At 73.2% G+C, this 19085-nt stretch carries 16 protein-coding genes; 9 read left to right on the plus strand and 7 right to left on the minus strand.

What is annotated here, in order from left to right; translation table 11 throughout:
• Positions 1 to 17: 17 nt before the first annotated feature.
• Positions 18 to 1130 carry a transaldolase gene (gene tal / locus LWC33_RS00845; RefSeq protein WP_233302155.1) on the minus strand — a complete coding sequence of 371 codons (1113 nt, stop codon included), beginning with the start codon at positions 1128 to 1130 and terminating at the stop codon, positions 18 to 20.
• 29 nt (positions 1131 to 1159) lie between these two features.
• Entirely contained in the window at positions 1160 to 3253 is a 2094-nt protein-coding gene (tkt, locus tag LWC33_RS00850; protein WP_233302156.1) for a transketolase, read from the minus strand.
• Positions 3254 to 3662: 409 nt separating this feature from the next.
• Here tkt and LWC33_RS00855 point away from each other — a divergent pair, with 409 nt between their 5' ends.
• Positions 3663 to 4553, plus strand: a complete 891-nt coding sequence (locus LWC33_RS00855; protein WP_233302259.1) for a heme o synthase — start codon at positions 3663 to 3665, stop codon at positions 4551 to 4553.
• A 91-nt stretch (positions 4554 to 4644) separates the two neighbouring features.
• On the opposite strand, the gene LWC33_RS00860 is transcribed toward LWC33_RS00855, so the two are convergent.
• Entirely contained in the window at positions 4645 to 6660 is a 2016-nt protein-coding gene (locus LWC33_RS00860) for a S9 family peptidase (RefSeq protein ID WP_233302157.1), read from the minus strand.
• Positions 6661 to 6770: 110 nt separating this feature from the next.
• Between LWC33_RS00860 and LWC33_RS00865 the strand changes: the two genes are divergently transcribed.
• On the plus strand, positions 6771 to 7985 hold the full coding sequence (locus tag LWC33_RS00865; protein WP_233302158.1) for an MFS transporter: 1215 nt from the start codon (positions 6771 to 6773) through the stop codon (positions 7983 to 7985).
• A gap of 108 nt (positions 7986 to 8093) precedes the next feature.
• On the opposite strand, the gene LWC33_RS00870 is transcribed toward LWC33_RS00865, so the two are convergent.
• From LWC33_RS00870 to mptB, 4 genes are all read right to left on the minus strand, one after another.
• The gene (locus LWC33_RS00870) at positions 8094 to 9050 is read right to left on the minus strand and encodes a COX15/CtaA family protein (protein ID WP_233302159.1); all 957 of its coding nucleotides are present in this window, start codon (positions 9048 to 9050) and stop codon (positions 8094 to 8096) included.
• 24 nt (positions 9051 to 9074) lie between these two features.
• The gene (locus LWC33_RS00875; protein WP_372476528.1) at positions 9075 to 9854 is read right to left on the minus strand and encodes an ABC transporter permease; all 780 of its coding nucleotides are present in this window, start codon (positions 9852 to 9854) and stop codon (positions 9075 to 9077) included.
• Positions 9851 to 10759 (minus strand): ABC transporter ATP-binding protein, encoded by a 909-nt coding sequence (locus tag LWC33_RS00880; protein ID WP_233302160.1) that lies wholly within the window; start codon positions 10757 to 10759, stop codon positions 9851 to 9853. The genes LWC33_RS00875 and LWC33_RS00880 overlap by 4 nt, the downstream gene beginning before the upstream one ends.
• 104 nt (positions 10760 to 10863) lie before the next feature.
• On the minus strand, positions 10864 to 12432 hold the full coding sequence (gene mptB, locus LWC33_RS00885; RefSeq protein ID WP_233302161.1) for a polyprenol phosphomannose-dependent alpha 1,6 mannosyltransferase MptB: 1569 nt from the start codon (positions 12430 to 12432) through the stop codon (positions 10864 to 10866).
• Positions 12433 to 12662: 230 nt separating this feature from the next.
• Here mptB and LWC33_RS00890 point away from each other — a divergent pair, with 230 nt between their 5' ends.
• Genes LWC33_RS00890 through LWC33_RS00920 form a run of 7 tightly spaced genes read left to right on the plus strand, consistent with a single transcriptional unit; the run spans position 12663 to position 19011 of the window.
• Positions 12663 to 13430: a helix-turn-helix transcriptional regulator gene (locus tag LWC33_RS00890; RefSeq protein ID WP_233302162.1), complete on the plus strand. Its 768-nt coding sequence runs from the start codon at positions 12663 to 12665 to the stop codon at positions 13428 to 13430.
• Complete coding sequence (gene sufB, locus LWC33_RS00895) at positions 13427 to 14863, plus strand: Fe-S cluster assembly protein SufB (RefSeq protein ID WP_233302163.1); 1437 nt, start codon at positions 13427 to 13429, stop codon at positions 14861 to 14863. Before LWC33_RS00890 ends, sufB begins: the two co-directional genes overlap by 4 nt.
• On the plus strand, positions 14860 to 16068 hold the full coding sequence (locus tag LWC33_RS00900) for a SufB/SufD family protein (RefSeq protein ID WP_233302164.1): 1209 nt from the start codon (positions 14860 to 14862) through the stop codon (positions 16066 to 16068). Before sufB ends, LWC33_RS00900 begins: the two co-directional genes overlap by 4 nt.
• 30 nt (positions 16069 to 16098) lie before the next feature.
• On the plus strand, positions 16099 to 16863 hold the full coding sequence (sufC, locus tag LWC33_RS00905) for a Fe-S cluster assembly ATPase SufC (RefSeq protein ID WP_233302165.1): 765 nt from the start codon (positions 16099 to 16101) through the stop codon (positions 16861 to 16863).
• On the plus strand, positions 16860 to 18149 hold the full coding sequence (locus tag LWC33_RS00910) for a cysteine desulfurase (protein WP_233302166.1): 1290 nt from the start codon (positions 16860 to 16862) through the stop codon (positions 18147 to 18149). The genes sufC and LWC33_RS00910 overlap by 4 nt, the downstream gene beginning before the upstream one ends.
• Positions 18149 to 18601 carry a Fe-S cluster assembly sulfur transfer protein SufU gene (sufU, locus tag LWC33_RS00915; RefSeq protein ID WP_233302167.1) on the plus strand — a complete coding sequence of 151 codons (453 nt, stop codon included), beginning with the start codon at positions 18149 to 18151 and terminating at the stop codon, positions 18599 to 18601. Before LWC33_RS00910 ends, sufU begins: the two co-directional genes overlap by 1 nt.
• Positions 18598 to 19011, plus strand: a complete 414-nt coding sequence (locus LWC33_RS00920) for a metal-sulfur cluster assembly factor (RefSeq protein ID WP_233302168.1) — start codon at positions 18598 to 18600, stop codon at positions 19009 to 19011. The genes sufU and LWC33_RS00920 overlap by 4 nt, the downstream gene beginning before the upstream one ends.
• Positions 19012 to 19085 lie beyond the last annotated feature (74 nt).

Raw genomic sequence — 19085 nt, forward strand, 5'->3', positions numbered from 1 at the left:
TGGGATCGCCGGTCGGCCTACTTGGCGGCGTCGAGCTGCTGCCGCACCGACTCCTGCAGCTCGGACCACGACTTCTCGAACTTGTCGACGCCCTCGTTCTCGAGGGTGAGGAAGACGTCCGTGAGGTCGATGCCGACGCGCTCGAGGTCGTCGAACACCTGCTGCGCCTCGGCGGCGGTGCCGGTCACCTTGTCGCCCTCGACCTCGCCGTGGTCGGCGAAGGCCTGCAGGGTCTTCTCCGGCATGGTGTTGACGACGTTCGGGACCACGAGCTCGGTGATGTAGAGCGTGTCCGGGTACTCCGGGTTCTTCACGCCGGTCGAGGCCCACAGCGGCCGCTGCCGCCGGGCGCCCCTGGCCTCCAGCGCGGCCCACCGGTCGGAGCCGAAGACCTCCTCGTAGGCGGCGTAGGCCAGGCGCGAGTTCGCGACGCCCGCCTTGCCCTTGAGCGCCTTGGCCTCGTCCGTGCCGATCTTGTCCAGCCGCGCGTCGATCTCGGTGTCCACCCGGGACACGAAGAACGAGGCGACCGACGCGATCCGGGCCAGCTCCTGGCCGTTCTCGTCAGCCTGCTCCAGGCCGGCGAGGAACGCCTCCATGACGGCCTCGTACCGCTCGACCGAGAAGATCAGCGTGACGTTCACGCTCACGCCCTCGGCCAGCGCGCGGGTGATGGCCGGCAGGCCGGGCTCGGTCGCCGGGATCTTGACCAGCAGGTTCGGCCGGTCGACGGCCTTCCACAGGTCGAGCGCCTGGGCGACGGTGGCCTCGGTGTCGCGGGCCAGGGTGGGGTCGACCTCGAGCGACACGCGTCCGTCGATCCCGTTCGTGGCCTCCCAGGTGCCGCTGAAGACGTCGCAGGCCTGCTGGACGTCGGCCACGGTGATCTCGCGGATCGCCGCGGCGACGTCCGCGCCGCGGCCCGCCAACTCGTTGACCTGCGTGTTGTAGGCCTCGCCGTTCTTCAGCGCCGACGCGAAGATGGTCGGGTTGGTGGTGACGCCGACGACGGAGCGCTCGTTGATCAGCTCGATGAGGTTCCCCGAGGTGAGCCGCTCGCGCGACAGGTCGTCGAGCCAGATGGAGACGCCCGCCTCGGACAGCGCGGCGAGCCGTTCGTTGGTGCTCATTGCCGGTACTCCTTCTTCAGGTGGCGGGTTCAGGACTTGCCGAGGCTCGCCCGGGCCGCGTCCACGACGGCCTCCGGCGTGAAGCCGAACTTCTCGAAGAGCGTGGCCGCGTCGGCGCTGGCGCCGTAGTGCTCGATGCTCACGATCCGCCCGGCGTCGCCGACGAACCGGTACCACGGCATCGCGATGCCCGCCTCGACCGCGACCCGCGCCTTCACCGACGGCGGGAGCACGGAGTCGCGGTACGCGGCGTCCTGCGCGTCGAACCACTCCACGCAGGGCATGGACACCACACGAGTGGCAACGCCGTCGGCCTCGAGGGTCTTCCGGGCGGCGACCGCCAGCCGGACCTCGGAACCGGTGGCGATGATCACGACCTGCGGGTCGCCGTTCGAGGCGTCGGCCAGCACGTAGCCGCCCTTCTTGACGCCCTCGGCCGACGTGCCCTCCAGGGTGGGCACGTTCTGGCGGGTGAGCGCCATGCCGACGGGGCCGTCCTGCCACTCGATCGTGGCCTTCCAGCCGGCGGCGGTCTCGTTGGCGTCGGCCGGCCGCAGCACCGAGAGGTTCGGGATGGCGCGCAGCGCGGCGAGGTGCTCGATCGGCTGGTGCGTGGGGCCGTCCTCGCCGAGGCCGATCGAGTCGTGCGTCCACACGAAGATGGCCGCGCTCTTCATCAGTGACCCGAGCCGCACCGCGGGCCGCATGTAGTCGCTGAACTGCAGGAACGTGCCGCCGTAGGGGCGGGTCGGCCCGTGCAGGGCGATGCCGTTGAGGATCGCGCCCATCGCGTGCTCGCGGACGCCGAAGTGCAGCGTGCGGCCGTAGGGGTTGGCGTTCCACATCTTGGTGGCGGCGCTCTTGGGGCCGAACGAGTCGGCGCCCTCCATGGTGGTGTTGTTGCTCTCGGCCAGGTCGGCCGAGCCGCCCCACAGCTCCGGGAGCACCGGGGCCAGGGCCTTCAGCACCTCGCCCGACGCCTTGCGCGTGGCCAGGCCCTTGGCGTCCGGCTCCCAGGTGGGCAGCGCGTCGGCCCAGCCCTCCGGCAGGGCGTTGGCCAGCAGCCGGTCGAACAGCTGCTTGCGCTCCGGCTCGCGCATGGCCCAGTCGTCGAAGGCGTTGCGCCAGTGGTCGATGGCGCCGCCCTGCCGCTCGCCGACCGAGCGGGTGTGCTCGAGCACCTCGGGGGCGATCTGGAAGCTCTTGTCCGGGTCGAAGCCCAGGATGCGCTTCACCTCGGCGACCTCGTCGGCACCCAGCGCGGAGCCGTGCGCCTTGCCGGTGTTCATCTTGGTGGGTGCCGGATAGCCGATGACCGTCCGGAGCAGGATGAACGACGGGCGGGTGGTCTCGGCCTTGGCGTTCTCGATCGCCTCGAGGATGCCGCTGACGTTCTCGCCGCCCTCGACGACCTGGACGTGCCAGCCGTACGCCTCGTACCGCTTCGCGGTGTCCTCGGACAGCGCGATGGTGGTGTCGTCCTCGATGGAGATCTGGTTGTCGTCGTAGAAGACGACGAGGTTGCCCAGCTCCTGGCGGCCCGCGAAGGACGACGCCTCGCTGGTCACGCCCTCCTCGATGTCCCCGTCGGAGGCGATGACGTAGATGAAGTGGTCGAACGGCGAGGCGCCCTCGGGCGTGTCCGGGTCGAACAGGCCTCGCTCGCGCCGCGAGGCGACGGCCATGCCGACCGCGGAGGACAGGCCCTGGCCGAGCGGACCGGTCGTCATCTCGACGCCGTTGGGGGTCGCCTCGAGCTCCGGGTGTCCCGGGGTCTTGGAGCCCCAGGTCCGCAGCGCCTCGAGGTCCTCCATCTCCATGCCGTAGCCGGCGAGGAAGAGCTGGATGTAGAGGGTGAGGCTGGAGTGGCCGGCGGAGAGCACGAGCCGGTCGCGCCCGACCCAGCCCGGGTCGGTCGGGTCGTGGCGCATCACGCGCTGGTAGAGCAGGTATGCGAGCGGCGCGAGGCTCATCGCGGTGCCGGGGTGGCCGCTCCCGCACTTCTGCACGGCGTCGGCGGCGAGCACGCGGATCGTGTCGACGGCCCGCTTGTCCAGCTCGGTCCAGTCGTCCGGGACATGCGCGCGGGTCAGTGCAGCGATGTCGGGCTCCGTCACAGACACGCCTGAAGCTCCTGTCCTCGTGGGTGGGGAGCGCCGATCTACCCGGCGGGGTGTCGTCCATGCCCCCCGCCCCGCCACGGCTTCCGCGACGTGGTCCGATCGGCGCGTCCGGCTCGCCCCGGACAATAGCCCTCGCGGGGTAGCCGGCGCCCCCACCGGAGTCGGTCGGCCACTCAGCTCTCACCGACCGGACTACCCGGGGACCCCGGCGCGCACTCCACCGGTTAGCATCGACGCGTTGTAGAAGTCGGTCCGTGGGCTGTGGGTTCGACACGGGCCGGTGGACGCGGCACCCACCACTGTCCGTCGGCGAGCGAGGTAGCAACTGGTGAGCGCACCCGTCTCACACCGGGGAGCGGCCGAGAGGCCCGACCGGACGGGACCCCCGGGGCCGGCGGCCCGCGGCCGGCTGGCGCGGTTCCGGGACACGGTGCGCGCCTATCTCGGTCTGACCAAGACCCGCATCATCGAGCAGCTGCTCGTGGTCACGGTGCCGGCGATGATCCTCGCCCAGCGCGCGATCCCCTCGGTCTGGCTGATCCTGGCCACGCTCGTCGGCGGTGCGATGGCCGCCGCGAGCGCGCACGCGCTGAACTGCGTGGTCGACGCGGACATCGACGCCAAGATGAAGCGCACGTCGCGCCGGCCCACCGCCCGCGGCGAGGTGCCGCGGCGCAACGCGCTGATCTTCGGCCTGGTGCTCGGCGCGCTGTCGGCGCTCTGGTTGTGGGCCACCACGAACCTGCTGTCGGCGCTGCTGTCGGTGGCCGCGATCGCGTTCTACGTGCTCGTCTACACGCTGGTGCTCAAGCGACGGACGTCGCAGAACATCGTGTGGGGCGGCGCAGCGGGGTGCATGCCGGTGGTCATCGGCTGGTCGGCCGTCACCGGCACGGTCGGGTGGCCCGCGCTGGTGATGTTCGGCGTCATCTTCTTCTGGACGCCGCCGCACTTCTGGGCGCTGGCCATGAAGTACAAGGACGACTACGCGGCCGCCGAGGTGCCGATGCTGCCGGTCGTGGCCACGCCTCGGCAGGTGTCGGTGCGGATCGTCGCCTACTCGTGGGTGATGGCGCTCTGGACGTTCCTGCTGTTGCCGGTCACCTCGTGGGTCTACGCCGCGTTCGCGCTGGCCGGAGGCGCCTACTTCGTGATCACCGCGCACCGGCTGCACGCCGGGGTCAAGGCGGGCCGGGAGGTGGCGCCGATGCGGCTGTTCCACCTGTCCAACCTCTACCTCTGCGGCCTCTTCCTCACCATCGCCGTCGACGCCGCGATCGGGCTGCCCACCGTCTTCTGACCCCGCTCCCGACCCGCGGGTCGGCACGTCCCGTCCACCGAACCCCACATCCCCGTCGCCCGGGATGTGGGGTTCGGTGTTCCGGCGGGCCTCAGCGCAGCAGGTCGGGCGTCCGCCACGGCGCGCCGAGGACGTGGTGGGCCAGGAAGGCGTACACGGTCTCGTACCAGAGCGCGGCGTGCTGGGGCGTGAGCACCCAGTGGTTCTCGTCCGGGAAGTACAGGAACCGGTGCGGGTTCTCCGCGGGGTCCGCGACGCGGGACTGCAGGTCCCACCACAGCCGCAGGCCCTCGCCGATCGGGACGCGGTAGTCCTTGTCGCCGTGGATCACCAGCATCGGCGTGGTGATCGCGTCGACGTGGTGGTGCGGGCTGTTCGCCGCCGCCATCTCCGGCGTCATCTCGATGAGCCAGTAGTCGGCGAAGTCCGTGGTCGGGCCGAACTGGTCGAGCGCCCACAGGCTGGCGTGCGTGACGATCGCGCGGAAGCGGTCGGTGTGCCCGGCGATCCAGTTGGCCATGTAGCCGCCGAACGAGCCGCCCATGGCCGCGGTGCGGGAGGCATCGACCTCCGGCAGCGCCGCCGCCGCGTCCGTGATCGCCATCAGGTCGGTGAACGGCGGGCCGCCCCACGCGCCCCAGCCGCGCTGCACGAAGTCCTGGCCGTAGCCGGTGGACAGCGCCGGGTCCGGCAGCAGCACGGCGTAGCCGCGGGCCGCCATCAGCCACGGGTTCCACCGCCACTGCCAGGCGTTCCAGCTGCTCAGCGGGCCGCCGTGGACCCACAGCAGGAGCGGGGCGGGCCCGTCGGTGTCCGGCAGCACGAGCCAGGCGCGCAGCGGCGATCCGTCCTCCGCGGTGACGGTGACCTCGGTGAGAGTGCCCGGCAACGTCGGTGCCTCGGCGGGGCCGGGCAGCGGCGTGGGCTCCTGGTAGGCGGCGTGCGCGTCGAGCCGGACCGGGGCGGGCGGGCTGTCGACGGCCGAGCGCAGCGCGTAGACGCTCGTGCCGTCGGGGGAGACGACGGGGTCGGTGTAGGCGCCGTGGTCGCCGGTCAGCCGCGTGACGGCGCCCGTGCCGACCTCGACGCGGAACAGCGGGGCGCGGCCCTGCTCGTCGGCCGTGACGATGAGCGCGGACGCATCCGGGGTCCAGGTCAGCTCGCCCGGCCACCGGTCCCAGTCGGCGGCGAGCTCGCTGGGCTGGCCGCCGGCGAGCGGGACCAGGACGAGCGTCATCCGCGGGGCCCGCTCCGGGGTGGAGCGACGGGTGCGGACCGCGGCGACGGTCCGGCCGTCGGGGCTGACGCGCGGGGTGCCGTAGTCGTGGTCCGCGTCGTCGAGCAGCATGCGGCGCTCGCCGGTGGTGGTGTCGAACGCGACCACGACCGCGCGGGACGCGCCGCGGCCGTCGGACACGCTCCAGCCGCTCACCGCGGTGCGGCCGTCGGACGCGATGTCGGCGGTGGTGTCGACGAGCGTGCGTCCGGGCGCCGGGGTGAGGTCGGTCCACGGCGCACCCGGGTGGGCCGCCAGCAGCCGGGCCTCGTCGGGGCCGAGGTCGTGATCCCAGAACCGGACCGGGTAGCCGTCGTGCAGGATCGCCGCGATGTTCTTCTCGCTGCGCGCCTTGCGGCGGGCGGCGTCGTCCTCGCCGGTCACGGCTCCTGGGAGGGTCGCCGAGGTCACCAGCACGGTGCCCGCCTCGCGGGCGACGTGCGGCGCGGCGATCCCGCCCGGACGGGTCCGGACGACGTGCGCCTCGCCGCCACCCGCGGGCAGCGTCCACAGCGCCGCCGTGTCGGGGGCTTCGGGCGCCGCGTCGGGATCGACGCGCGCGGAGACGAAGAGGAGGTCACCCTCGGGGGTGAAGACGGGCGAGGACTCGCCCTTCGGGCCGCGGGTGAGCCGGCGTGCCGGCGCCTTGCCCGTCGGGTCGACCTCCCACAGCGCGGGCCGCCACGCGGTCCGGTCGCGGTCGAGGCCGGCGACCGTGGTGACCAGCCGCGACCCGTCGGGGGAGAGGGCCAGCCCGGCGAGACGGGGGAGCGCGACGAACGACTGCGGGTCGGCGAACGGGGACTCGGGTTCGGTCGGAGCATCGGACACGTGCCATACCTACACCGTCCCGTCCGTGTCCCGTCCGTCCGGAGGGGAGGGCTCCAGCGGTCCGCCGCGGTGCGCCGACAATGGTCGCGGCACGACGGAAGGGGAGACGAGTGACGTCAGCACGGACGGCAGCGACGGCCGGGCGGCCGGTGATGAGCAGGGGCGCCGGGACCGCGGTGGTCGCCGTGACGTTCGTCGTCACGATGATCGGCACCACGCTGCCGACGCCGCTGTACCCGCTCTACGAGCAGCGGTACGGGTTCGGCGGGCTCATGGTCACGGTCGTCTTCGCGACCTACGCCGTGGGCGTCGCCGCCGCCCTGGTGGTGCTCGGCAACCTCTCCGACCGGATCGGGCGCCGGCCCGTGCTGCTCGTCGGGTTGGCGGCGGCGGTGGTCAGCTCGCTGGTGTTCCTGATCCCCGCGGAGCCGGCGCTGTTCGTGGGGCGCTTCCTGTCGGGGATCTCCGCGGGCGTGTTCACCGGCACGGCCACGGCGACGATCATCGACCTGGCCCGCGAGGACCGGAAGGCGCGGGCGGGGCTCGTCGCGGCCGCCGTCAACATGCTGGGGCTGGGTCTCGGGCCCGTGCTGGCCGGGATCCTCGCCGAGTACGCGCCGCTGCCCCTCGACCTGTCGTACCTCGTGCACGCCGCGCTGGTGGTCGTCGCGGCGGTGGCGCTGTGGTTCGTCCCCGAGCCCGTCGAGGAGCGGGGATCGTTCCGGATCGAGCCGCTGAAGGTCGGCGGGGTGCCGCCGGAGGTGCGCGGGGTGTTCGTGCGGGCCGCCGTCGGCGGGTTCGCGGGGTTCGCCGTGCTGGGCCTGTTCACCGCGGTGTCGCCGTCCGTGCTGGTCCAGGTGATGGGCCGGCCCGGCCATGTCGTCGTCGGGCTCGTGGTGTTCGTGATGCTGGGCGCGTCGGCGCTGGGCCAGGTGCTGTCGGGTGCCGTGCCCGAGCGGGTGGCGCTGCCGGGCGGCTGCGGCGGGCTGGCCGTCGGCGCCGCGCTGATCGGGACCGGCATCGCGACGGCCTCGCTCGCCGTGTTCTGCATCGGCGCCGCGATCGCGGGGCTGGGCCAGGGGATGAGCTTCCGGGCCGGGCTGGGCGCGGTCGGTTCGCGGGCCCCGCAGGCCGTGCGCGGCGCGGTGGTCGCGACCTTCTTCCTGGTCCTCTACGTGGCCATCTCGCTGCCGGTGATCGGCGTCGGTGCGGCCTCCCAGGCGTTCGGGCTGGTGCCGGCGGGCGTGGTGTTCTCGGGCATCGTCGCGGTGCTGGCGCTGGTCGCGGTCGCGCTCACCGTGCGGGCGAGCCGCCGGGCGGGCTGAGCCCGGCCGTCGTGGAAGCCCGAACAGCGCCGGCCCGGCGCCGGCCCACGGGAAGGCCGTCCCGGCCGCGGGGACCCGAGGGCGGCTCAGGCAGGAGGCGCAGGCGCCTCAGCGGCTGGCGGCGAGGGTGGGCTCGGTGGTCGGGGCCTCGACGGTCGCCGGGGCGGGCGCGCGGTGACTCGTGGCCGCCCAGACCCCCGCGGCGGCGGCGGTGGTCAGAGCCGCACCGAGCACGTGCAGGGCCACCAGCACCTCGGGCACACCCAGCGCGTACTGGACGCCGCCGAGAGCACCCTGCGCCAGCACGACCGCCACGAGCAGGCCGAAGCGGCGCTTCAGACGGGCGTCGGCGCCGGCCGTCCACAGCGCGAAGCCGAGGCCGACGACCAGCCCGAGGTAGGCGAAGAGCAGGTCCGCGTGCAGCTGGGCCAGCGCGGGCACGCCGATGCCCAGACGCGGGGTGGCGGCGTCGCCGGCGTGCGGACCCGCGGCCGTGACGAGGGTGCCGGCGACCAGCAGGCCGCCGAGCACCACGGTGCTGACCACGGTCAGCAGGCGCACCGGCCGCGGGACGGTCCGGGTCACGGGACCGCCCGCAGTGGCCTCGTCGATGAGCTGGACGGCCAGCCAGACCAGGATCGTCGAGGCCAGGAAGTGCGGCATCACGCTCCACCACACCAGACCGGCGAGCACCGTCATCCCGCCGATGACCGCCTGCGCGACCACACCGAGGGGCATCGCCAGCGCGAGCCAGGTGAGCCGGCGGCGGCGCGGGCGCACGGTGAGCGCGGCGAGGAAGGTCACGATGGACACGACCACGAGGAACGCCGACAGCAGCCGGTTGCCGAACTCGGTCCACTGGGTGAGCGTGGCGATCTCGGGGTGCGGCTCGGGGACCAGGGAGCCGGGGAAGCAGTTGGGCCACGTCGGGCAGCCCAGGCCGGAGCCGGTCACCCGGACCACGGCACCGGTGACCATGATCCCGGCCTGACCGATCAGCGCCAGGATCGCCAGCCGCCGCATCCAGAGCGGGGACGTCGCCGGCACGCGCCGCAGGAGGTTCACACTACAGATGGTAGAAGATGCGCCTCAGCGCAGACGGACGGCCTTCACCGCGACCCCGCCGGCCACGACGGCCCACGCGACCAGCACCAGGACCGGCCCGATCCCGGGGGCGGTGCCGGCGACCAGCGGCGCGCGCAGCCCCTCGGCCAGTGCGCCCGACGGCAGCGCGGCGGCCACCGCGGCGACCCCCGACGGCAGCTGGTCGAGCGGGATCACGATGCCGCCCCCCAGCAGCAGCACGAACCACACGAGGTTGCCCACGGCCAGCACGATCTCGGCCCGCAGCGTGCCGCCCAGCAGGATCCCCAGCGCGCCGAACGCGGCGCAGCCCAGCAGCAGCATCAGCAGGGCCCAGCCCACGCCGGCGGCGTCGGGCCGCCAGCCGAGCAGCGCCGCGACCACGCCGAGGACGACCAGCTGCACCACGACCACGGCCAGCACCGCGGCGAGCCGGCCCGCCACCAGGAGCCACCGCGGCAGGGCGGTGGCGGCGAGCCGCCGGATCACGCCGTAGCGCCGGTCGAAGCCCAGCGCGATGGCCTGGCTGGTGAAGGCGGTGGACATCACCGCCAGCGCCAGCACCGACGGCACCACCGAGTTCACCCGCGGCTCGGGCAGCGGGACCACCCGCAGCACCGACAGCCCGACGAGCAGCACGACGGGGATCAGCAGGGTGAGCAGCACCTGCTCGCCGTTGCGCAGCGCCAGCCGGGTCTCGGTGCCCGCCTGGGCCAGCAGCATCCGGCCGAGCCGGCCCCGCCCGGGGGCGGGGGTGAAGGTGCCGGGTGCGAACAGCTCGGTCACGACCGCAGCTCCCGTCCGGTCAGGTCCAGGAAGACGTCCTCGAGGCTGCGCCGCGCCACCTGGACGTCGTCGGCGAGGGCGCCCTGGCCGGCGCACCAGCCGGTGATCGCGGACAGGACGTGCGGGTCGATGCGCCCGCGGACGACGTAGCGGCCCGCCACGGTCTCGGCCGCGCGGTAGCCGGCGGGCAGCGCGGCGGTGAGGGCCTCGACGTCCATGCCGGTGCGGGCGCGGAACCGCAGCTCCTGCTCGTCGCCCCCGGCGGTGAGCTCGGTGGGGCTGCCGGCCGCGACGACCCGCCCGTGGTCGACGATCACGACCTCGTCGGCGAGGGCCTCGGCCTCCTCCATGAGGTGGGTGGTCAGCAGGACCCCGACCCCGTCCCGGCGCAGCGCGGAGACGAGCTCCCACACGACCCGGCGGGCCTGCGGATCCAGGCCGGCGGTCGGCTCGTCGAGCACCACGACCTCGGGCCGCCCGACGACCGCGCACGCCAGGGCGAGCCGCTGCTGCTGACCACCGGAGAGCCGCTTGTAGGGGGTCCGGGTGGCGCCCGTGAGGCCCAGCACGTCGATCAGCCAGGCCGGGTCGAGCGGGTTCGCGGCGCAGGCGGCGACGAGCCGCAGCATCTCGCCCGCCTTGACGCCGGGGTAGGCGCCACCGCCCTGCGGCATGATCCCGATCCGCGCCCGCAGCGCGTCGGGCGCGCCGGCCGGGTCGAGCCCGAGCACGCGGACCTCGCCCTCGTCGGCGCGCTGGAAGCCGGTGCAGACCTCGATCGTGGTGGTCTTGCCCGCCCCGTTGGGACCGAGCAGCGCGAGCACCGTGCCACGGCGCAGGGTCAGGTCCAGCCCCGCGACGGCCGTGGTCGCGCCGAACCGCTTGACCAGGCCGCGCACGGACACGGCGGTGTCCGCGGCGCTGTCGGCTCTGTCTGGTCTGTCCGCGGCAGCGTCCGGAACGGCCTCGCCCGACCGGGCCGACGGGGGGATCTGCACAACCGTCGAGTCTAGGCAGGGGTCCGGGCGGCGGGCGCGGCACCCGGATCGCGGGCCGCCTCGCGGCCCAGGGCGCGCCGCACCAGCAGCAGCCCGACGAGCAGGATCACGGCCCCCGCCACGATCCCGAAGGGCAGCTGGTAGGCGCGGAAGTTGAAGTCCGCCCCGGTGGGCGGGACCATCACCGCGATCACCGCCGAGGCGGCCAGGGCGAAGCGCCGGTAGCGCGGCATCCCGCGGGTGGCGGCGAGCGGGATCGCGGCCCACAGCAGGTACCAGGGGTGCACCACCGGCCCCAGCAGCACGACGGCACCCAGCCCGGCGCCCACGCCCGTCACCGGGTCGACCCGGCCCTTGAGGCACAGCCACAGCAGCCAGCCGCAGGCCGCGGCCGCAGCGAGCCCGCCCAGCCCGCGGGTGAGGGTGAGCGTGGTGTCCGTGTGGTCGCCGAGACCGGCGAGGATGCCGAGCTGCCCGGAGAGCTGGCCGAGGTCGGTGGACAACGACATCCAGCTGCGGATCGAGTTCGCCGTGCCCTGGGTGGAGATCCAGCCGAACCCCAGGCCGGTGCCGAAGCCGAGCACGGCGTAGACCGCCACGGCCACGCCGGCGAGGGCGCCGGCCGCCACCGCGACGTCGCGCACCCGCCCGCCCCACCGCCGGGCCAGGTCCGTCCCGAGGAACCCGAGGGCGAGCAGCGCCGGCAGCTTCACCGAGGCGCCCAGCGTGATGAGCACCGCCCCGGCGACCCAGCGCGGCCACGGGACCGGGACGTCCCGCTCGCCCAGGGCCAGGTGCAGGCCGGCGAGCAGCAGGCCGAGCATCAGCGCCTCGTTGTGGATGCCGCTGACCAGGTGGAACAGCACCAGCGGGTTGGCCGCGCCGAGCCACAGCGCCAGGCCGGGTTCCACGCCGCAGCGGCGGGCCAGCTTGGGCAGCGCCCAGAGGATCAGGGCCACGCCGCCCAGCGCCAGCACGCGATGGGCCAGCACGCCGAACACGACGTCGTTGCCCGTCAGGGCCGTGATCCCGCGCCCGACGACGAGGAACAGCGGCCCGTAGGGCGCCGGCGTCTCCCGCCAGATCGTGGGGATGGTGCGGGTCAGCGGGTCGTCGACACCGAGGGCCTGCGCCGGGCCGAGGACGTACGGGTCGAGGCCGCGCGCCACGATCGCCGACTGGGCGAGGTAGCTGTAGACGTCCTTGGAGAACAGCGGGGGCGCCAGCGCCAGCGGGAGCGCCCAGAGGATGCCGGCGCGGCCGATCGAGAGCCGGTCCGGCGCGGGCGGGACCGCGCCGCGGGCGGAGAGCATCCGCCCGATCCACAGCCAGGCGAGCACCAGCATGCCCATGCCGGCGTAGGTCAGCGCGAGGGCCAGCGTGGCGTTCCGGGCGGGGAGCCCGATCAGCCGCAGGCCGTTGAGCGGGTTGGGCACGGGCAGCGCCCCGGCGCCGAGGGCGCCGATCGCCATGAGCAGCGCCCCGGTGAGTCCGAGCCGCCGGGCGACCCGGGCCGGATCGGCCGCGACACGCCGGTCCACCGGCGGTGAGCCGGTGGGGTCCAGGGCGGGTGCGGCCATGCCGGGAGCCTATCGACCGGCCTCGCGACGACCGCCCGGAGCCGCGCTCCCGGCACTGCGGACGGCCTACTGCGGGCCGACGAACGGCGCCGAGGCCGTGCCGATCGTGAGTCCGCTCACGTGCCCGGGGGGCCGCCTTTGCCGGTCCGCCGTATATACGCAACACTGGTGTTGTGAAAACAGCCGGACCGAGCACCGCGACCCGGGCGCCGCAGGCGTCCGCCGTCGGCGTGCCCGCACCGGCCGGGCACCCGGCGCACGTCCCCGCCCATCCCGAGGGCCGTACGCGGCTCGCCGTGGCGCGGCTGCTGCTGGAGCAGGGGCCGATCACGGCCGCGGAGGTCGCCGCCGAGCTGGAGCTCTCGGCCGCCGCCGTGCGCCGGCACCTGGACGCCCTGATCGCCGACGGCGAGGCGGAGATCCGGGACGCGCCGCGGCGCACCCGGCGCTCGCGCGGGCGGCCGGCCAAGCACTTCCTGCTCACCGACGCGGGCCGGGTCCGTTTCGGGCACGGCTACGACGACCTGGCCACCTCGGCCCTGCGCTTCCTCGCGGCCCACGCGGGGGAGCAGGCCGTCGGCGAGTTCGCCCGCTCCCGCGTGCACGAGCTGCTCGGCGGCGCCGAGGACGAGATCCACGCGGCGGGCACGCCGGAGGAGCGGGCCGAGGCGCTCGCGCGGGTGCTCACCTCGCGGGGCTACGCCGCGGCGGCCCGGGAGGCCGGGCACGGCGTGCAGCTGTGCCAGCACCACTGCCCGGTGGCCCACGTCGCGGCCGAGTTCCCGGAGCTCTGCGAGGCCGAGACCGCGGCCTTCGCCGAGGTCCTCGGCACGCACGTGCAACGCTTGGCCACCATCGCGCGCGGGGACTCCGCGTGCACCACCCACGTCCCCACCGTGTTCCCGGAGGCTCCCGAACGCCTCCGGCCCGGGCAGCGCCCGGGACCGGCGGGGCAGCAAGCGACCACCACGTCCCCGAGAGGGAGGCAGTCTTCATGACGACCACTCCTGAGGTGAAGCCAGGGCTCACGCAGGAGGAGACGCTCGCGACGCTCGGCCGGTACGACTTCGGCTGGTCGGACCCGGACGTCGCCGGCGCGTCCGCCCGTCGCGGCTTGTCCGCCGACGTGGTGGCCGACATCTCCCGCCTGAAGAACGAGCCCCAGTGGATGCTCGACTTCCGGCTCAAGGCGCTGGACCTGTTCGAGCGCAAGCCGATGCCGCGCTGGGGCTCCGACCTGTCGGGCATCGACTTCGAGAACATCAAGTACTTCGTGCGGTCCACGGAGAAGCAGGCCACCAGCTGGGAGGACCTGCCCCCGGACATCAAGAACACCTACGACAAGCTGGGCATCCCGGAGGCCGAGAAGGCCCGCCTGGTCGCCGGTGTCGCCGCGCAGTACGAGTCCGAGGTCGTCTACCACCAGATCCGCGAGGACCTGGAGGAGCAGGGCGTCATCTTCCTGGACACCGACACCGGCCTGCGCGAGCACCCGGAGCTGTTCAAGGAGTACTTCGGCTCGGTCATCCCGAGCGGCGACAACAAGTTCTCGGCGCTGAACTCCGCCGTGTGGTCGGGCGGCTCGTTCATCTACGTCCCGCCGGGCGTGCACGTCGAGATCCCGCTGCAGGCCTACTTCCGGATCAACACCGAGAACATGGGCCAGTTCGAGCGGACGCTGATCATCGCGGACGAGGGCTCGTACGTGCACTACGTCGAGGGCTGCACCGCGCCGATCTACAAGTCGGACTCGCTGCACTCCGCGGTCGTGGAGATCGTCGTCAAGAAGAACGCCCGGGTCCGGTACACGACCATCCAGAACTGGTCGAACAACGTGTACAACCTGGTCACCAAGCGCGCCAAGGCCGAAGAGGGCGCGACCATGGAGTGGGTCGACGGCAACCTCGGCTCCAAGGTGACCATGAAGTACCCGGCCGTGATGCTGATGGGCGAGTACGCCAAGGGCGAGGTCCTGTCCATCGCGTTCGCCGGCGAGGGCCAGCACCAGGACGCGGGCGCGAAGATGACGCACCTGGCGCCGAACACGTCGTCGACGATCATCTCGAAGTCGGTGGCGCGCGGCGGCGGGCGCACGTCGTACCGCGGCCTGATCCGGGTCAACCCGCGGGCGAAGAACTCGAAGAGCACGGTGAAGTGCGACGCGCTGCTGGTCGACACGATCAGCCGCAGCGACACCTACCCGTACGTCGACATCCGCACGGACGACGTGCAGATGGGCCACGAGGCCACCGTCTCGAAGGTGTCGGACGACCAGCTCTTCTACCTGATGAGCCGCGGTCTGACCGAGGACGAGGCCATGGCGATGGTCGTGCGCGGGTTCGTCGAGCCCATCGCGCGCGAGCTCCCCATGGAGTACGCCCTCGAGCTGAACCGCCTGATCGAGCTGCAGATGGAGGGTTCCGTCGGATGACGACCCCTGAGGTTGCGGGGCTGGCACCCGAGCTGGCCGGTGCGAAGGAGGGGCAGGGCGAGAAGCCCGTCCTCTCCGCCGGCGAGCGTTTCACCTCCTACGACGTCGAGGCCTTCGAGGTCCCGGGCGGGCGTGAGGAGAACTGGCGGTTCACCCCGCTCAGGCGACTGCACGGGCTGCACGACGGCAGCGCGGCGCTCGACGGCCGGGCGCCGGTCACGGTGCCCGCCGCCGAGGGCGTGACCGTGGAGACGGTCGGGCGGGACGACGCGCGGATCGGCGAGGGCGGCACCCCCGCCGACCGCGTGGCCGCCCAGGCCTGGTCCGCGTTCCCCGAGGCCACCGTCGTCACCCTCGACGGCACCCCGGCGCCCCTCACGATTACCGTCGAGGGCCCCGGTGCCGGGTCGACGGCGGCGGGTCACCTCCAGCTGCGTACCACCCCGTTCGCCGAGGCCACCGTGGTGCTGGAGCACCGCGGGTCCGGCGTGCTGGCGGACAACCTGGAGGTCGTGCTCGCCGACTCCTCGCGGCTGACGCTGGTCGTCACCGAGGAGTGGGCGGACGACGCGGTGCACGTCTCGGCGCAGCACCTGTCGGTCGGGCGGGACGCGACCCTCAAGGTCGTCGCGGTCTCCCTCGGCGGGGACCTGGTCCGTGTCAGCCCGACGGTGACCTACCGCGCCCCGGGCGGCGACGTCGACCTGGTCGGGCTGGGCTACGCCGACGCCGGGCAGCACCTCGAGCAGCGGCTGCTGGTCGACCACGCGGTGCCCCACTGCAAGTCCAACGTGCTCTACAAGAACGCCCTGCAGGGCCGCGCGGGCACCACGGACGCGCACACCGTGTGGATCGGCGACGTGCTGATCCAGGCGGCCGCGGAGAACACCGAGACCTTCGAGTTCAACCGCAACCTGGTGCTCACCGAGCACGCCAGGGCGGACTCGGTGCCGAACCTCGAGATCGAGACCGGCGAGATCGTGTCGGCCGGCCACGCCAGCGCGACCGGCCGCTTCGACGACGAGCAGCTGTTCTACCTGCAGAGCCGCGGCATCCCCCAGGACCAGGCCCGGCGCCTGGTCGTCCGCGCGTTCTTCGGCGAGATCCTGCAGCGCATCCCGACCCACGGCGCAGGCGCCCTCCCGGCGCTGCGTGAGCGGCTCGACGCGGCCATCGAGGCCGAGCTCGCCGTCACCGGCGTCTAGCCCTTCCCACCACAGGAGTTCCGAACAGCGATGTCCACCCTGGAGATCAAGGACCTGCACGCGTCGGTCAGCACCGACGACGGTCCGAAGCCGATCCTGCGCGGTGTCGACCTGACCGTGAAGGCCGGCGAGACGCACGCGATCATGGGGCCGAACGGCTCCGGCAAGTCCACGCTCGCCTACGCGATCGCGGGCCACCCGAAGTACGAGATCACCTCGGGCCAGGTCCTGCTCGACGGCGAGGACGTGCTCGGGATGACCGTCGACGAGCGGGCCCGCGCCGGCCTGTTCCTCGCCATGCAGTACCCGGTCGAGGTCCCCGGCGTCTCGATGGCGAACTTCCTGCGCTCGGCGGCCACCGCGATCCGCGGCGAGGCCCCGAAGCTGCGCACGTGGGTCAAGGAGGTCAAGGGCGCGATGTCCGACCTCGGGATCTCCGAGGAGTTCGCCGACCGCTCGGTGAACGAGGGCTTCTCCGGCGGCGAGAAGAAGCGCCACGAGGTGCTGCAGCTCGCCCTGCTCAACCCGAAGATCGCGATCCTCGACGAGACCGACTCCGGTCTCGACGTCGACGCGCTGCGGGTCGTGTCCGAGGGCGTGAACCGGTACCGCTCGCCCGAGAACGGCATGCTGCTGATCACGCACTACACGCGGATCCTGCAGCACATCACGCCGGACTTCGTGCACGTGTTCGCCGGTGGCCGGGTCGTCGAGTCCGGCGGCCCCGAGCTGGCCGACGACCTCGAGAAGAACGGCTACGAGCGGTTCGTCCGGGAAGCGGCGGCGGCGTCGTGACCACGCTCCAGACCCCCACGGCGGGTCTGGACGTCGCCTCGATCCGCGACGACTTCCCGATCCTGTCGCGCACCGTCCGCGAGGGGCGCCCGCTGGTCTACCTGGACTCGGGCGCCACCTCGCAGCGCCCGCGCCAGGTGCTCGACGCCGAGCGGGCCTTCCTCGAGACGCACAACGCGGCCGTGCACCGCGGCGCGCACCAGCTCGCCGAGGAGGCCACGGACGACTACGAGGCCGCGCGGTCGAAGATCGCGGTGTTCACGGGCGCCGAGCCCGAGGAGCTGGTGTTCACCAAGAACGCCACCGAGGGGATCAACCTGGTCGCGTACGCGATGGGCAACTCCTCGATCCGCACGGGCCTGGCCCCGGAGTCGGAGCGGTTCGCGGTCGGCCCCGGCGACGAGATCGTCGTGACCGAGCTGGAGCACCACGCCAACCTGGTGCCCTGGCAGGAGCTGTGCCGGCGCACCGGGGCGACCCTGCGCTGGTACTCCGTCACCGAGGACGGCCGGATCGACCTCGACTCGCTGGAGCTGACCGAGCGCGTCAAGGTCGTGGCCTTCGCCCACCAGTCCAACGTCCTGGGCTCGATCGCCCCGGTCGAGGAGCTGGTACGGCGGGCGCAGGCGGTGGGTGCGCTCACCGTGCTCGACGCCTGCCAGTCCGTGCCGCACATGCCGGTCAACCTGACGGAGCTCGGCGTCGACTTCGCCGCCTTCTCCGGGCACAAGATGCTCGGCCCGTCGGGCGTCGGCGTGCTGTTCGGCCGCACCGAGCTGCTCGACGCGATGCCGCCCTTCATCACCGGCGGCTCGATGATCGAGATGGTGCGGATGGAGGGCTCGACCTACGCGCCGCCGCCGCAGCGGTTCGAGGCGGGCGTGCCGATGACGTCGCAGGCCGTGGGCCTGGGCGCCGCGGTGGACTACCTGTCCGCGATCGGCATGGACACGGTCTTCGCGCACGAGCGCGAGCTCACGAAGGTCGCGCTCGACACGCTGCGCGAGGTCGAGGGCGTGCGGATCATCGGGCCGGACTCGCTCGAGCAGCGGGGCGGCGCGGTGTCCTTCGTGGTCGACGGGGTGCACGCGCACGACGTCGGCCAGGTGCTCGACGACCGGGGCATCGCCGTCCGGGTCGGGCACCACTGCGCGTGGCCGCTGCACCGCCGCTTCGGAATTGCGGCGACCGTCCGCGCGTCCTTCCACGTGTACACCACGGTGGAGGAGGTGGCCCAGCTCGCCGACGGCGTGCGGGCCGCCCGCGAGTTCTTCGGGGTCGCGTGATGAAACTGGAGCAGATGTACCAGGAGATCATCCTGGACCACTACCGGCAGCCGCACGGCGCCGGTCTGCGGGAGCCGTACGACGCGGAGACCCACCACATCAACCCGACCTGCGGCGACGAGGTGACCCTGCGGGTCAAGCTCGGCGACGATCCCGCCCACCCGACCGTGCAGGACGTCTCGTACGAGTCGCTCGGCTGCTCGATCAGCCAGGCGTCGACGTCGGTGCTCACCGACCTGGTGGTCGGCAAGAGCGTCGAGGAGGCGTTCCGGATCCTGGAGTCGTTCCAGGAGATGGCGCAGAGCCGCGGCAAGGTGCCCGGGGACGAGGAGATCATCGGCGACGGGATCGCGTTCGCCGGCGTCTCCAAGTACCCGGCGCGCGTGAAGTGTGCTCTGCTGGGCTGGATGGCGTTCAAGGACGCGGTCGCGCGGGTGAAGGAGGAGGCATGAGCGACAACACCACCGGGACGGCCGACGAGGAGATCGTCCGGGGCGCCGCCGGGATGCCGGAGCCGCCGGCCGCGCAGGCCGCCGGCGACGGTCCCTCGCTCGACGACGTCGAGGAGGCCATGCGCGACGTCGTCGACCCCGAGCTGGGGATCAACGTCGTCGACCTCGGCCTGGTCTACGGCCTGAAGGTCGAGGACAACAAGGCGATCATCGACATGACCCTGACGTCGGCGGCCTGCCCGCTGACGGACGTGATCGAGGAGCAGGCCCGCTCCGCCCTCACCGGCCCGAGCAACGGCGGCCTGGTCGAGGACATCACGATCAACTGGGTCTGGATGCCGCCGTGGGGCCCGGAGAAGATCACCGAGGACGGCCGCGAGCAGCTGCGCGCCCTCGGCTTCCGCGTCTAGACCGTTCCGCGAGTCGGCACTCCCGACGCACCGAACCCCACATCCCGGGATGTCCCGAGATGTGGGGTTCGGCC

The organism is Pseudonocardia terrae (assembly GCF_021343995.1).
Taxonomy (GTDB): domain Bacteria; phylum Actinomycetota; class Actinomycetes; order Mycobacteriales; family Pseudonocardiaceae; genus Pseudonocardia; species Pseudonocardia terrae.

Bases quoted from the DNA above. Each gene is read 5' to 3' on its own strand.
- tal (WP_233302155.1), bottom strand. From the start codon at position 1,130: ATGAGCACCAACGAACGGCTCGCCGCGCTGTCCGAGGCGGGCGTCTCC.
- mptB (WP_233302161.1), bottom strand. From the start codon at position 12,432: ATGGCCGCACCCGCCCTGGACCCCACCGGCTCACCGCCGGTGGACCGG.
- sufB (WP_233302163.1), top strand. From the start codon at position 13,427: ATGACGACCACTCCTGAGGTGAAGCCAGGGCTCACGCAGGAGGAGACG.
- LWC33_RS00900 (WP_233302164.1), top strand. From the start codon at position 14,860: ATGACGACCCCTGAGGTTGCGGGGCTGGCACCCGAGCTGGCCGGTGCG.
- sufC (WP_233302165.1), top strand. From the start codon at position 16,099: ATGTCCACCCTGGAGATCAAGGACCTGCACGCGTCGGTCAGCACCGAC.
- sufU (WP_233302167.1), top strand. From the start codon at position 18,149: ATGAAACTGGAGCAGATGTACCAGGAGATCATCCTGGACCACTACCGG.
- LWC33_RS00920 (WP_233302168.1), top strand. From the start codon at position 18,598: ATGAGCGACAACACCACCGGGACGGCCGACGAGGAGATCGTCCGGGGC.